The 13,434-nt window shown below is 62.4% G+C and carries 12 protein-coding genes; 7 read left to right on the forward strand and 5 right to left on the reverse strand.

Features of this window, described 5'->3' with window-relative positions; genetic code table 11:
• Positions 1 to 69: 69 nt before the first annotated feature.
• From QRN54_RS21475 to QRN54_RS21485, 3 genes are read left to right on the forward strand one after another with little or no spacing between them, the layout of a single operon-like run.
• Positions 70 to 1,278, forward strand: a complete 1,209-nt coding sequence (locus QRN54_RS21475) for an MFS transporter (protein ID WP_030535848.1) — start codon at positions 70 to 72, stop codon at positions 1,276 to 1,278.
• A 13-nt stretch (positions 1,279 to 1,291) separates the two neighbouring features.
• Entirely contained in the window at positions 1,292 to 2,554 is a 1,263-nt protein-coding gene (locus QRN54_RS21480) for an amidohydrolase (RefSeq protein ID WP_054188675.1), read from the forward strand.
• Between the two features lie 33 nt (positions 2,555 to 2,587).
• On the forward strand, positions 2,588 to 4,039 hold the full coding sequence (locus QRN54_RS21485; protein WP_003944132.1) for an amidase: 1,452 nt from the start codon (positions 2,588 to 2,590) through the stop codon (positions 4,037 to 4,039).
• A 12-nt stretch (positions 4,040 to 4,051) separates the two neighbouring features.
• Here QRN54_RS21485 and QRN54_RS21490 read toward each other — a convergent pair whose 3' ends face one another.
• Positions 4,052 to 5,065: an ABC transporter substrate-binding protein gene (locus QRN54_RS21490; RefSeq protein ID WP_003944194.1), complete on the reverse strand. Its 1,014-nt coding sequence runs from the start codon at positions 5,063 to 5,065 to the stop codon at positions 4,052 to 4,054.
• Positions 5,062 to 6,084 carry an ABC transporter substrate-binding protein gene (locus QRN54_RS21495; protein ID WP_064688009.1) on the reverse strand — a complete coding sequence of 341 codons (1,023 nt, stop codon included), beginning with the start codon at positions 6,082 to 6,084 and terminating at the stop codon, positions 5,062 to 5,064. Before QRN54_RS21495 ends, QRN54_RS21490 begins: the two co-directional genes overlap by 4 nt.
• A 166-nt stretch (positions 6,085 to 6,250) precedes the next feature.
• Between QRN54_RS21495 and QRN54_RS21500 the strand changes: the two genes are divergently transcribed.
• From QRN54_RS21500 to QRN54_RS21515, 4 genes are all read left to right on the forward strand, one after another.
• Entirely contained in the window at positions 6,251 to 6,973 is a 723-nt protein-coding gene (locus QRN54_RS21500) for a FadR/GntR family transcriptional regulator (protein ID WP_285183043.1), read from the forward strand.
• The gene (locus QRN54_RS21505; protein ID WP_020968076.1) at positions 6,970 to 7,620 is read left to right on the forward strand and encodes a sterol desaturase family protein; all 651 of its coding nucleotides are present in this window, start codon (positions 6,970 to 6,972) and stop codon (positions 7,618 to 7,620) included. Before QRN54_RS21500 ends, QRN54_RS21505 begins: the two co-directional genes overlap by 4 nt.
• A gap of 144 nt (positions 7,621 to 7,764) precedes the next feature.
• Positions 7,765 to 7,923, forward strand: coding sequence for a hypothetical protein (locus QRN54_RS21510; protein ID WP_003944172.1), 159 nt, complete (start codon positions 7,765 to 7,767; stop codon positions 7,921 to 7,923).
• A 90-nt stretch (positions 7,924 to 8,013) separates the two neighbouring features.
• A complete protein-coding gene (locus QRN54_RS21515; protein ID WP_285183044.1) occupies positions 8,014 to 9,426 on the forward strand; it encodes an amidase in 1,413 nt (470 codons plus the stop codon).
• 19 nt (positions 9,427 to 9,445) lie between these two features.
• Here QRN54_RS21515 and QRN54_RS21520 read toward each other — a convergent pair whose 3' ends face one another.
• The 3 genes from QRN54_RS21520 to QRN54_RS21530 are packed head-to-tail and all read right to left on the reverse strand — an operon-like array spanning position 9,446 to position 13,432.
• Positions 9,446 to 11,644: an acyl-CoA dehydrogenase family protein gene (locus QRN54_RS21520; protein ID WP_285183045.1), complete on the reverse strand. Its 2,199-nt coding sequence runs from the start codon at positions 11,642 to 11,644 to the stop codon at positions 9,446 to 9,448.
• A gap of 4 nt (positions 11,645 to 11,648) precedes the next feature.
• A complete protein-coding gene (locus QRN54_RS21525; RefSeq protein ID WP_285183046.1) occupies positions 11,649 to 12,515 on the reverse strand; it encodes an SDR family oxidoreductase in 867 nt (288 codons plus the stop codon).
• 41 nt (positions 12,516 to 12,556) lie between these two features.
• Complete coding sequence (locus QRN54_RS21530) at positions 12,557 to 13,432, reverse strand: MaoC/PaaZ C-terminal domain-containing protein (protein WP_285183047.1); 876 nt, start codon at positions 13,430 to 13,432, stop codon at positions 12,557 to 12,559.
• Positions 13,433 to 13,434 lie beyond the last annotated feature (2 nt).

The following is a 13,434-nucleotide window of genomic DNA, read 5'->3' on the forward strand; positions in this document are numbered from 1 at the left end:
GGTCGGTGATCCCTGCCTGTTTGCCAAAGATATGTGAATCACTTCACAGGTTCACCACTTGGAGGCCCAGTGCTTCGCTCCACCAAAGTCACGGTCGCGTTGCTGTTCGTCGCGTACGCGATCGACTACATAGATCGGCTGGCGATCAACCTCGCTCTCCCCTTGCTCGGTGAGGAGTTCGATCTCGACTACTCCCAGCGCGGATTGATCATCTCCACGTTCTTCATTGCATACACGCTGGCCCAACTGCCTGGTGGACTGCTCGCCGATCGATACGGCGCAGTCCGGATGGCTCTGATCGGATTGGTGGCGTGGAGTGTCTTCACCGGCCTGACTGCCCTTGCCTGGTCGTTCGGGACGCTTCTGGTTGTTCGCTTTCTCTTCGGTCTCGCGCAGGGCGTGTTTCCGGCAGCTGCAGTAAAGCTCGTTGCCGAGCGGAGCATCCCGGAGCAACGTGCCACTGCCACAGGATGGATGAACAGTTCCAACGCCGTCGGTACGCTTCTTGCCATCGTTGTTGCGGCAGCACTTCTCCCGTTGATCGGCTGGCGTGGAATGTTTCTGGCCGTCGCGGCGCTCGGCGTACTCTCGCTCGTCAGCATCAAGTTGTGGCTCCCGCCGGCACTTCCGGCGGAGAACGACCACGGTCCGGATTCCTCCTGGGACAACATGCGCACCGTACTTCGCTCCCGCGCGATGTGGCTCTTCGCCTTGATGTTCTTCGGATACGACTTCGTGATCTGGGGGATGTCGTCGTGGGTTCCGTCGTACCTCCATGACGAACGTGGAATCGCCCTCTCGAGCGCAAGCCTCCTTCTGATTCCGGCTACCGTGGTGGCCGCCGTGACCACCGTCATCGGCGGGCGAATCTCCGATCGACTGGCAGGCAACAGTCGTGTCGTCGTGGTGCCGTCCATGCTCGCGTGCATCGTGATGCTCGTTTCGATTCCTTTCGTCTCCAACACGGCCTTGTTCGTCGTTCTCGTCACCCTCGGATCTGCCGCTGCCTCTTTCGCTTTCATGCCGTGTTTTGCACTTCCGCTTCGTAGCCTGCCTTCGTCGGTGGTCGGAGCAGCCTCGTCGATGATCATTTTCGGCGGCATGGTCGCCGGAATAGTCGCACCGCTTGTATTCGGATTCATCGTGGACCATCTCTCCTGGTCAGCGGCGTTCGTATCTCTCGCGCTCGGGCCTGTCGTGGCGATCGTCGCGGTCATGGCAGCACCACAAACCCGGGAAAAGATGCTGAACCTGGTGCAACTGAAAACCGCCAACTGAAAGAAGATCAACCATGAATCAACTGCTTTCGAATCTCGAGTTCGGAGACCCGTCGCGGTTGCGAACCGTCGAGCCGCACTGGTTCGAGCTCTACCGGGACCTACACGCACACCCCGAGTTGTCCGGCGACGAAACTCGCACCGCCGCAATTGTTGCCGAGGAACTTCGGCGAATCGGTGGCTGGGACGTCACGGTCGGGGTCGGCGGTACGGGTGTCGTCGGTGTTCTCGAAGGGAGCAGCGGTCCGGTGATCCTGCTACGCGCCGACATGGACGCGTTGCCGGTGGCAGAAGACACCGGGCTGTCCTACGCCTCCAGAACTGATGGAGTCATGCATGCGTGTGGCCACGATGTCCACGTAACCGCGCTACTTGCCACGTGCGCAGCACTTTCCGCGGATCCGACATCGATCACCGGGACTGTTGTCGCGGTCTTCCAGCCTGCCGAGGAGACCGGCTCCGGCGCTCGTGCGATGGTCGACGACGGAATCTTCGACCGCTTCCCACGACCGGACCTCTGCCTGGGACAGCACGTGGGCCCGACTCCTGCGGGGATGTTGGTCAGCAAACCCGACATCTTGATGGCAGCATCCGACACGATACGAGTGGTCTTTCACGGCCGTGGTGGACACGCGTCCTCACCGTACGCATGCATCGACCCTTTGTTGATGGCAGCGTCTTTCGCGCTGCGCATTCAAAGTCTGGTCGCTCATGAAGCGGCAACCCCGACAGCACCTGTGCTCACGGTGGGAGCCTTGCACGCCGGCACGGCTGCGAACATCATCGCCGATGAAGCCGAACTACTGCTCAGCCTGAGGACTTTCAGCGCAACGTCACGAGAAAACATGCTCGAATCGGTGCGCCGGATAGCCCGCGCAGAAGCGGACGGAGCCGGCGCCGTCGAGACGCCGGACGTTCATGCGTACAACGGCTTTCCGGCCACGGTCAACACTCCGGACGCCACGTCCACAGTGATGTCCGACCTGCGACAGGCCGGCTTGGGAATGCACACTCTGTCACAACCACTTTCAGGTAGCGAGGACTTCGGAATCTTCGGCACCGCCGCCCAATGCCCCTCCGTGTTCTGGCATTTCGGCGGAACGGCACTGCAGAGTTTCGACGGAACCGCCCTTGCCGCGCTCGCCGAGGGACGGATACCACCCGGCACGCCGTCCAATCATTCACCGCGCTTCGCCCCCGATCCCGCCGCTGCCCTACCCGAAGGTGTTACAGCCATGACCGCGGCCGCGCTGGGAGCCCTTGCGCGGAGCGCGTGATTCCCACGCATACTGTCCCAGGGAGATAACGTCATGTCAGACGAACTGCACTACCTCAGCGCCACCGAAGCCATTGCTCACTTTCGCGCGCGGGAATTGTCTCCGGTCGAACTGCTACAGGCAATCATCGACCGAACTCAGAAGTTCGAACCTCACATCAATGCCTTCACCGAAGAGATGTTCGACGAGGCACTCGCAGGCGCCCGGGATGCCGAGAGCCGGTATCGCGGCCAAGGACCCGACCCGCGGCCACTGGAGGGAATTCCGGTAGCTGCCAAGGAAAAACATGCCATTGCCGGAAAGTCGCTGACCGAAGGCTCTCTGGCGGGGCGCGGCAACATCGCCCGCGAGAACGCACCGGTGATCGACCGAGTTCTGGCAGCAGGCGGTCTGATTCACGCACGCACGACGACACCGGAATTCTGCGTCGCGGCATTCACACACTCTCCTTTGTGGGGCGTGACCCGCAATCCCTGGAACCTCGATTACAGCCCCGGAGGTTCATCCGGAGGAGCCGGCGCCGCACTGGCCGCCGGAACTACTACTCTGGCAACAGCATCCGACATCGGCGGGTCGACGCGAGGCCCGGCAGGCTTTACCGGCACCGTCGGTCTCAAGGCCTCGTACGGGCGTATCGCCGGGGTCGCCCCGCTGTCCATGGATTCCTACCGTGGCGACGGTCCGATGGCCCGAACTGTCGACGACGCAATTCTTTTGGCCAACGTTCTGATCGGGCCGGACCCGCGTGACCATTCTTCCCTGAGGCCGGCGATCACGCTGCCACACGAGTACCCGTCGGTCGAGGGAATGCGAATTGCCCTGTGCCTGCGGCTCGGTGACTTCCCCATCGAGCCTGACATCGAGGCGAACACCCGGGCTCTCGCACAGTCGTTGGTCGATGCCGGCGCGATCGTCGAGGAGATCGAGTTGCCGTGGACTCGTGATTCGATGGCAGCAGCGGTGAAAGTCCATTTCGGAACGATCATGGGTGCATCCGTCGCGGAAGTTGCTCGCGTCCACGGTGATCTTCTTGCCGACTACACGCTCGACAACGTCGCGATCACGTCGAAGGGCGCTGCGGAAATGTCATTTCTGGACGGCCTTCGCAAGGAAACCCAAATGCAACGAGAGCTCGCCGAGGCGATGGCTCCCTTCGATGCGCTGATCTGCCCGACTTCGGGCACCATCGCCTTCCCGGCAGGCGAGTCTTTGCTCGACGGCCTCACCGTGGCGGGTCAGCACGTGAACACCACCGCCGAAGCACTTCTCACATTGCCGTTCAACGTCGCCAATCGGTGCCCCGTATTGGCGGTGCCGAGTGGACACGCACACAACGGTGTTCCCACGGGCGTCCAGATCGTCGGCCATACGTACGACGAACCGACCGTGTTCCGGATCGGCAAAGCACTGGAGAAGATCCGCCCGTGGGCATACACCGACCAGCATCAACCGAAGCTGAATGTGGTGACGCCGGCGTCCTCTTGATTGCTGAGGAGATCAGAGCTTGGCTCTGATCTCCTCAGCGATCGGCTGGAACTGCTCGAGGAACGTCAGGGCCCAACCGAAAGACGCGACGCCCTCGTAGTCGAACGAGTACACCTGATCATTCTTGACGGCGCGCAGACGCTGGAAGATGGTGTCGTTCGCCAACTTCTCGTTGATGGGGCCCTTGCCACTGTTGGTGATGATGACGTCGGCCTCGTCGAGTAGCTCCAACTGCTCCCTCGGGAACCACTCGTTGCTGCCGGCGGGAATTGCGAGCGAACGGTCGTTGAACTGGAACCCGGCCTCGCTGATGACCGTCGTCTGATACTTGGTCGGCGAGTACAGCGAGAAACCACTCTCCTCGAAGTACGTGGTGTAGACGACCTTAACCTTGCTCAGCACATCAGCGTTGTCGCTGCGGAACTTGGCGATCCGCGCCTCGTACCGATCTGCCAACTCTTGAACCTTCGCGCTCTGGTTCAGCGCGTCCGCGACTCCGAAGGCGCGCTCCTTCCATGCGTACTGCCCGTCTTCGGCAAAAACCGCGGTCGGTGCGATCGACCGGATCTGCTCGTAAAGATCCGGGTTGTTCTCCGACAGCAGGTTGGTCATCACGATCAGGTCGGGAGACAAAGCCGCTATCGCCTCGGCGTTGGGCTCGTACCAGCGTCCCACCTTCGGGAGAGACCGCAGAGCGGACGCATAGGGTTCCGGGACGCCGTCGGCGTTCTCGTAGTCGACCGGCAATCCGACCGGTGTGAACCCGGCGTCGAACATCGCGGGGCCTGTGTAGTAATCGGCGCTGACCACCCGTTGCGGGTTGGTGGGCACTTCCACCTGCCCCAGAGCCGTGTTGATGGTGCGCATCGAACCCTCGGCCGATTCACCGGAGCTGGTTCCGCAGGCCGTGAGCAATCCGATCCCCGCCAAGGCACCGGCTCCGAGGAAACCGCGTCGGGTAAGTGCTGCGGTGATGCGAGCGAATTCGGCATCGGTGTCAGCGGTGGGCAATAGAAGTGATGTCATGAAAGTGCCTCCAAGGCGCCGGTTTCGAGTTCGTTGAGCCAGTTGATTGCAGTGCCGTAGTCGGTGACCTGAGTGCTGATTCCGAATACCCGGCCCGAAGCTGCTGCCGGAATGCGGCTCCACAGCGGGCTGGCGAAGACGGATTTCATTCCTGCAGAATCAGTTCCGTTCGGCTGCTTCGGGTAGATGACGACGGTGACGTCCCGCAGCATTTCGAGTTGTTCGAGCGGGAAGGCTTCGAAGCCGGTGGCTGGGCGCAGATCCGGGATGAATTCGCCGCGGGTCACGTTCAGGTCAGCGAGCATCGCGCCGGTCACTCCGGTTGGATACAAGATGGAGAAGTGCCCTTCCGAACCACCGATAGCAACCTGGGCCCACCGATTCTCGCCAAGCTGCGCGGCGTATTCGGTGCGGATTCGCTCTTGCATCGCCTGATACTTCTCACGATTCGACGTCAATGCCGAACCCTTGTTGACCGCGTCTGCGACACCCTCGGCGACAGCGCGCCAATCCGATCGGTTCGTGCCCGAATACACCGCTGTCGGAGCAATTTTCGAGAGCTCGCGGAACATGTCCTCGTCGATCTCGTACGCGTCGCCGACGATGAGATCAGGCGCGGTAGCCACGACGGCTTCGCGGTTGACCTCGAGGAAAACCCCCACCGTGGACAAGCCGTCGATGAACTTCTGCTGTGTTGGGGTGAACTGGTCGATGTACGCGCTGTAGTCGAGCGTCGCGACGGGTCGGGCGCCGACGGCTTGCAACTGCCACGGGGTGTTGTAGGAGACGGCGACGATGCGCTGCGGATCAACGGGAACATCCACGGGTCCGTAATGCGTCTGCACCGTCCGAGTTTCGCCTTCCGCACCGCCACCGCCGTCCTCACTGCTGCATCCGGCAAGGGCGAGCATGGACAGTGCGGCGGCACTTCCGCCCAGAAAGCCGCGTCGGGTCAAGGCCGCGGTGATGCGAGCGAACTCTGCGTCGGTGTCTAGCGTCGGTAACAGGAGAGGTGTCATGGGCTTCCTGACGGTATTCCGAATTAGGGTCGCCTAAAATTACTCTCACCTGCGCCGTTACGGTGAAGCCTCTTGGCCAAGACATATCTCTTTCGCGCCAAGCCTCCAATCGTTGAACTGGTATTACCACTTGACCTCTTACCGAGAAGCGGGTTACGGTCGGTACATGTTTCAACCCGTTGCACGTACCTCGGCCTCCGGCGCAGTCTTCGATCAGATATCGGTGAAAGTGCTGGCCGGAGAGCTGGCTGCGGGTGAGGCACTACCCAGCGAGCGCAAGCTCGCCGAGGCATTCGGCGTCTCGCGGCCCGCAGTCCGCGAGGCAATTCAGAAGCTCGCCCAGGCCGGACTCGTCGAGGTCCGCCAGGGCGAGTCCACGTCGGTGCGCGATTTTCGACGCCAGGCCGGACCCGAACTTCTCCCCCAGCTGCTGGTGCGCGACGGCGTCCCCGACCTGAGCGTGGTGCGCAGCGTCCTGGAAACTCGCGAGTTGATGGGACCGCAGATCGCTGTGCTGGCCGCCCGTCGCATCTCCGCGGAATCCGCCCGAGAACTCGACACGGCCGTTGATCAACTAGGCGCCACCGAAGATCCAGTGGAGTTGCAAGACCGCGCTCTGGCGTTCTGGGACGTCGTCGTCGACAGCGCAGATTCCATTGCCTTCCGTTTGATCTTCAACAGCCTTCGGGCTGCATACGAGCCGGCTATGACTGCACTTGCATCCGTCATGGTCGCCGAAGTCGGCCAGACCGACCTGTATCGAAAACTGGCCTCCGCCATCACTTCACACGACGAGCCAACTGCCGAGGCGTCAGCCGCACAGCTCCTTCACACCGGCACGACGGCAATCGGCGACGCTCTCACCTTACTGGAAGGACTGAAACCATGAGCAAGCCTCTTACTCTCGCCGATGCGGCACGGACGTTCCGCAAGTCACCGACGCCGTGGATGATCGGCACCATGCTGCTGGCCGCCGCGGCGGCGCGCATCGCAGTGGGCAACTGGCAGATCACCGACGCCCTCGTTCCGCTCGTGATGCTTGCCGCATTCCCCTTCGTGGAGTGGATCATTCACGTCTTCGTTCTTCATTGGAAGCCACGAACCATTGCCGGCGTCACACTCGATTCACGGCTGGCGCGCAGCCATCGGGAACACCACTTTGCGCCGCGAACCGTCTCACTCATCTTCATCCCGTGGCAGACGCTCCTGATCGTGATTCCCGTTCTGACAGCCGTCGCCCTCCTGGCATTTCCCCGCGTCGAACTCGGTCTGACGTTCCTGACCTGCATTTCCGTGCTCGGCCTCGGTTACGAGTGGACACATTTCCTCATCCACAGTGACTACAAGCCGAAAACTGCTCTCTACCGGTCAGTTTGGCGCAACCACCGCAACCACCACTTCAAGAACGAGCACTACTGGTTCACCGTCACCACCGCGGGAACTGCCGATCGAGTACTGGGCACGTACCCCGATCCCAAATCCGTCGAGACCTCCCCGACAGCCAAGAACCTGCACGGCGCAGCGTCCAAGCTGTGAAGGAAGACCGATTCCTGGCCCCCAGCTGGCAATGAACTTGAACTTGCCTGTGTATCAGCAATTTTCGTTGAAACTCGTCAGAACAGTGCTTAGTGTCGATGGAGTCAGAAGTTCGAAAAACGCTGTAACCGAAGGACACAACACATGTTCAACGATGTATTCAACAACGTCATCCACCCGATGGTCACGAACTTCCAGCAGTTGGGCCCCCAGCAGTTCATTCCGCAGCAGTTCATCCCACAGGGAGTGTTCCAGCAGGCGCCGCAGGCAGCAGAGCAGGCAGTGACGATCTTCGGTAGCTGATACCGCAATCCACAGATAGCGCCACTCAGGGGTCGTCCGTCCAATATGCTGGACGGACGACCTGAGTGCCTCCGCCTGACAAGGATCCCCATGACCGCGAACACCCCCATCCACGCTTTCACCGACGACGCCCTGGGCGACCTCGACGCCACCGGCGTCGCCGCCCGGATCGAATCAGGCGAGGTGACCGCACGGGAAGTCATGGAGGCATCAATCGCCCGCGCCGAGGCAGTGCAGGGGCAATTGAACGGTCTGGCCTGCACTGATTTCGATCGTGCCCTCGCCAGGAGCAACCGGCCCGCCGAGGGCGTCTTTGCAGGTGTCCCCACCGCGATCAAGGACAACACCGACAGCGCCGGCCTTCCCACCCAGCAGGGCAGTACCGCCTTCACCGCGATCCCCGCCAAAGCCGACAGCGATTTCGCGAAGCAGTTCCTCTCCACCGGGGCCATTTCGATCGGCAAGACCCGACTGCCCGAGTTCGGATTCAGTGCGTCCACCGAATACATGACGGAAGAACCCGTCCACAACCCGTGGAATCCGGCGTACTCGTCGGGCGCTTCCTCGGGAGGCGCAGCCGCGCTTGTTGCTGCGGGCGTACTCCCGATCGCGCACGCCAACGATGGCGGTGGATCGATTCGCATTCCCGCCGCTGCCTGCGGACTGGTCGGACTCAAACCCACTCGCGGACGCACCATCGCCGATCCGGCCGACAAGTCGATGCCGATCCGGTTGATCGCTCAGGGCGCCGTTACTCGCACTGTTCGCGACACTGCACGATGGATGTCTGCGGCTGAGAACTACTACCGCAATCCGCGACTCGCACCGGTTCGCTTGGTCGAAGGACCCAGCTCAACCCGCCTGCGCGTCGGCGTGATCGCCGATTCCGTAACCGTCACCAAGACGGACGACGAGACGCGCAAGTCCGTCGAAGCTACGGCCGAACTCCTTGCAAGCCTTGGCCATCATGTCGAGGACGCAGCACTGCCCGTCGGCCCCGAATTCATCGACGACTTCAGCATTTACTGGGGCTTTCTGTCGTTTGCCATCTCCACCGGTGGCAAACAAATGCTCGGACCCGACTTCGACAAGTCCGGCACCGACAATCTCACCAAGGGCCTCTACACGCTGTACCGGAAGAACCTGGTGAAGACGCCGCGCGTGCTCTATCGTCTGCGACGGCTCCAGCAGCAATACAGCGCCATGTTCTTGAAGTACGACGTCGTGCTCTCGCCGGCCCTGGGGCACACCACCCCCGAGCTGGGATACCTCTCTCCCGCTCAGCCTTTCGAGGAACTCTTCGACAAGCTGATCGCGTACACATCGTTCACGCCACTGAACAACATCTCCGGAGGTCCCGCGATTTCGCTACCGATGCATCAGACCAGCAATGGTTTGCCGTTGGCTGCGCATTTCTCCGCCGATCTCGGCGACGAGCGCACGCTCCTCGAATTGGCCTTCGAACTGGAAGAGGCTCAGCCCTGGAGAAGAATCCAGGACTGAGCCTCGCCGGTAAATACCCTCAGTCTCGCGGCAATCCGAGCATGCGCTCACCGATCACGTTGAGTTGCACCTCGGTTGTGCCACCGTAGATGGTGGTGGCACGGCCCGAAATGAGTTGCTCCATCGCCTTGTCGCTTGGCTGACCTGGGATGCTGACCGCTCCGGCAGCACCCAGTTCGGCGACGACGAACTCGGCGATCGACTGGCTGATCTTCATCGCCAACAGCTTGCCGACGCTCGACGTCGTACTCACGTCGATTCCCGAAAGTTGCTTGAGCACAACGCGGGAACCGATGAGATCGATCGCCTGACTCTCCGCAACCAGCTCGCCGACACGGTAGCGTCCGATCGGGCTCAGGTCTGCCGACTTCGCGAACTTCAGCAGATCGGAGTCCGAGGCGTACGCCTCCATCTTCTGGCTGAGCGCGACGCGCTCGCCGGCCAGCGTCGTCCGGGCGACGTTCCACCCGTCGTTGACCTCGCCGACCACGTTCTCGTCGGGGATGAAAACGTCGTCGAGGAACACTTCGTTGAACAGCGCTGAACCCGTCATCTCACGCAGCGGCCGGACGGTGATGCCTGGTGTCGACATGTCCAGGACGAAGTAGGTGATGCCCTGATGCTTCGGCTTGGTGGCGTCCGTGCGGGCGATCAGCATTGCCCAGTCGGAGAACTGAGCAACCGTGGTCCAGATCTTCTGACCGGTGATCTTCCAACCACCGTCGATCTTTTCGGCCTTCGTCGACAGTGACGCGAGGTCGGAACCAGCACCGGGCTCACTGAAGAGCTGGCACCACACCAGCTCCCCCTGCAGCGTCGGCACTGCCAGTTCTTGCTTCTGCTTGTCCGTGCCGTGAGCGACAACCGCCTGCACCGCCCAGCCACCCATGAGGAGCTGCGGCATCGAGATACCGGCAGCCCTGATCTCCTGGGAGATGACGATCTGCTCGAGCGGAGCGGCGCTGCGCCCGTACGGCTTCGGCAGGTGCGGCTGAACCCAGCCTCCGTCGCCGAGCGCGATCAGTTGGTCGTCCTCGTCGAGATCGACCAACGTGGCAAGCTCAGCCGCGATGCCGCCGCGGATCTCCTCTGCCTCTGGCGGTAGTTCGAGAACCGAAGCCCGGCTGACACCGTCGAGTGCCTGCTGCGCAACACGATTGGCACGATCCTCGCGGGTGCCGAGAATGCCGCGGATCGAGAGCGCGCGGCGGTAGTACAGGTGTGCGTCGTGCTCCCACGTGAATCCGATGCCGCCGTGAACCTGCACGCAGTCCTGCGCTACCTGTACTGCGGCGTCGGGCACGATGACGGCGGCGATGTCGGCGGCAAAATCTGCCGTGTCGTCGCCCTTGTCCAATGCGCTTGCCGCATCCCACATAACGGCGCGGGCCTGCTCGAGTGCGATGCCCATCTGCGCGCACTTGTGCTTGACGCCCTGGAACTGGCCGATGGGTCGCCCGAACTGCACACGCGTCTTGGCGTACTCCGACGCGGTGGAGACGCACCAGGACATGACGCCGACGTCTTCGGCGCCGAGAACCACTGCGGCAATGGACCGTACCCGCGCCTCGGTGAGACCGTCGAGTACCCGTTCGGCGCTGATCTGAACATTGTCGGCTTCGATTCGCGCACTGCCGCGCAGTACGTCGATGCTGTCCTGAACGGTGATCGAGACAGCGCTGCTCTCGAGCACCGCGTAGCGAACGCCCTCGGGCAACTGGATCGGAACCAGCAGCACGTCGGCATGTTCACCGCCGAGCACACCGTCGAGTGCGCCCGTGACCGTGTACCCGCCGTCCGACGCCTCGGCCGCCAACGGTGCACCCAAGGCGACTGCTGCCGTGCGACTTCCGTCGATCAGACCGGGCAGGAACTCGAGTCCCGCCTTGGAATCGGCGGCGCCGAGAACGGCACTTGCCAATACCGTTGGAACAAACGGGCCGGGAGAGACTGTGCGGCCCAATGCTTCCAGCGCAACAGCCAGAGTCAGCAGACCGGCGCCGTGACCACCTTGCTCTTCCGGAACCGCGAGCCCGAGAAGGTCTTGCCCGACCAGTGCCGTCCAGAACTGCGGGAACTTGTCCTCGGTCCTCGACTCCACCGCCGCGCGCACCTGCTCGGTGGTGATGGTGCGCTCGGCAAAAGCTCGCACGGAACCTGCAAGCGCGGTGTGCTCCTCGCTCAGCCCGAGGCCGAGTTCGTATGCGTTGCGTGCCATGCGCTTACAGACGTTCTGCGAGGTCGGCGGCGGTCCAGGGACCCTCGCTCTCGATGGTATTCACGCCGTGCCAGCCGGCGAGTTCCGTTATGGCCCCACCCTGAACGGCATACACCTTGCCGGTGAGCTTGCACTCGGCTTCCGCGAGATACGCCACGAGCGGTGAGATGTTGGACGGCGCAAACGCGTCGAACTCACCCTCAGGAACCTCGGCCGCGAACAACGCCCCCATACCGGGGGTCGCCAGCGTCAGCCGAGTACGCGCGATCGGCGCAATGGCGTTGACGCGCACGCCGTATCGATCGAGTTCGTCCGCCGCCACCAGGGTCAGGGCTGCAATGCCTGCCTTGGCTGCGCCGTAGTTCGCCTGGCCCGCATTCGGCATGAAGGTACCCGAAGCCGAAGCAGTGTTGATGACCGAAGCATTGACGGTTTCTCCTGCCTTGCTCTGGTCCTTCCAGTAGGCGGCAGCGTGGTGCAGCGTCGCGGCGTGCCCCTTGAGATGCACGGCAATGACTGCGTCCCACTGGCTCTCGTCCATGCCGGCAATGAAGGCGTCGCGAAGGATGCCGGCGTTGTTGACCAGTACGTCGAGTCGGCCGAACTCACCGACGGCCTGCTTGACGAGGCCCTCGGCGCCGTCCCAGGTGGCGATGTTGTCGGTGTTGGCGACAGCCTTGCCGCCTGCGGCGACGATCTCGTCGACTACCTGCTGCGCGGGGCCGGCATCTGCACCCGATCCGTCGTTTGCACCGCCGAGATCGTTGACCACGACGCTCGCACCCTCGCGAGCGAAGAGCAGCGCATGCTCACGGCCGATGCCGCGTCCTGCTCCGGTGATGATCGCTACGCGACCGTCGAGACTTCCCATCAGTTCAGATTCCCATCAGTTCAGTTGTCGGATATGAAGACTCAGTTGTCGGCGATGACAGCGAGGCCGTCTTTGATGACGAGGTCACCGACCGCGCTGGTTTCGTACGAGTACGACGTGGCTCCGTCTGCCGAACCCGACTTGTAGAACACCGTCTCGATGTCCTGGGTCGGGAGCACGGGCTTCGCGAATCGCACTGCGAGACGGCGCAACCGCTCGGTCTCGCCGCCGGCCAGTTCGGTCAGGGCTCCCCACGACGTGAAGGCCATGGTGCACAGTCCGTGGTTGATGATTCCGGGGAGACCGGACATGCGAGCGATCTCTTCGTCGAGGTGGATCGGCATCGGATCGCCGGACGCCGGCGAGTACCGGAACGTCTGGTCCTCGTCGATGTGCTGATTCACCACCGCTGCCGGACTACCAGTACGAAGAGCGTCGTCGAATCGGTGTTCGGGAGCCTTCTCACCCAAGCCGGGGCCTGCGTCGACCTTGCGGAAGAACGCCGTCATCCACTGCTCGTTGACCAATTCCCCCTTGTCGGTTTTGGTTTCGACGTAGATGACGACGGTGGAACCGTTGTCGCGACCCTCGAATCCGATGGGCTTGGCGCGAGCGACCAGATGGTCACCGGGGTAGATCGGACGGTGAAACAGGAAATCTTGCTCACCGTGAACGAGCTTCATCAGCAGTTCCACCGGCGCCACCGACAGCGCGGCGGGTGCCATCGACATGAAGACGGGTACCACCGCGAAGACCGGCGGAGCGATCTCGCCTTTCAGGTGTCGCTCGATGGGGTCGTTTGTGGCAGCGGCATATTCGGCGATGCGCTCGGCTGTCACCTCGAAGTGCTCCGGATCGGTCCATACGTCCAGCCCGGACGTATCGAATTCGACCGCGTTGGTCTTCGGTGTCGTCATCG

The organism is Rhodococcus sp. MEB032 (genome assembly GCF_030208925.1).
Taxonomy (GTDB): Bacteria; Actinomycetota; Actinomycetes; order Mycobacteriales; family Mycobacteriaceae; genus Rhodococcus_F; species Rhodococcus_F qingshengii.

Bases quoted from the DNA above. Each gene is read 5' to 3' on its own strand.
- QRN54_RS21495 (WP_064688009.1), bottom strand. From the start codon at position 6,084: ATGACACCTCTCCTGTTACCGACGCTAGACACCGACGCAGAGTTCGCT.
- QRN54_RS21485 (WP_003944132.1), top strand. From the start codon at position 2,588: ATGTCAGACGAACTGCACTACCTCAGCGCCACCGAAGCCATTGCTCAC.
- QRN54_RS21530 (WP_285183047.1), bottom strand. From the start codon at position 13,432: ATGACGACACCGAAGACCAACGCGGTCGAATTCGATACGTCCGGGCTG.
- QRN54_RS21510 (WP_003944172.1), top strand. From the start codon at position 7,765: ATGTTCAACGATGTATTCAACAACGTCATCCACCCGATGGTCACGAAC.
- QRN54_RS21480 (WP_054188675.1), top strand. From the start codon at position 1,292: ATGAATCAACTGCTTTCGAATCTCGAGTTCGGAGACCCGTCGCGGTTG.
- QRN54_RS21515 (WP_285183044.1), top strand. From the start codon at position 8,014: ATGACCGCGAACACCCCCATCCACGCTTTCACCGACGACGCCCTGGGC.
- QRN54_RS21525 (WP_285183046.1), bottom strand. From the start codon at position 12,515: ATGGGAAGTCTCGACGGTCGCGTAGCGATCATCACCGGAGCAGGACGC.
- QRN54_RS21490 (WP_003944194.1), bottom strand. From the start codon at position 5,065: ATGACATCACTTCTATTGCCCACCGCTGACACCGATGCCGAATTCGCT.
- QRN54_RS21520 (WP_285183045.1), bottom strand. From the start codon at position 11,644: ATGGCACGCAACGCATACGAACTCGGCCTCGGGCTGAGCGAGGAGCAC.
- QRN54_RS21505 (WP_020968076.1), top strand. From the start codon at position 6,970: ATGAGCAAGCCTCTTACTCTCGCCGATGCGGCACGGACGTTCCGCAAG.
- QRN54_RS21500 (WP_285183043.1), top strand. From the start codon at position 6,251: ATGTTTCAACCCGTTGCACGTACCTCGGCCTCCGGCGCAGTCTTCGAT.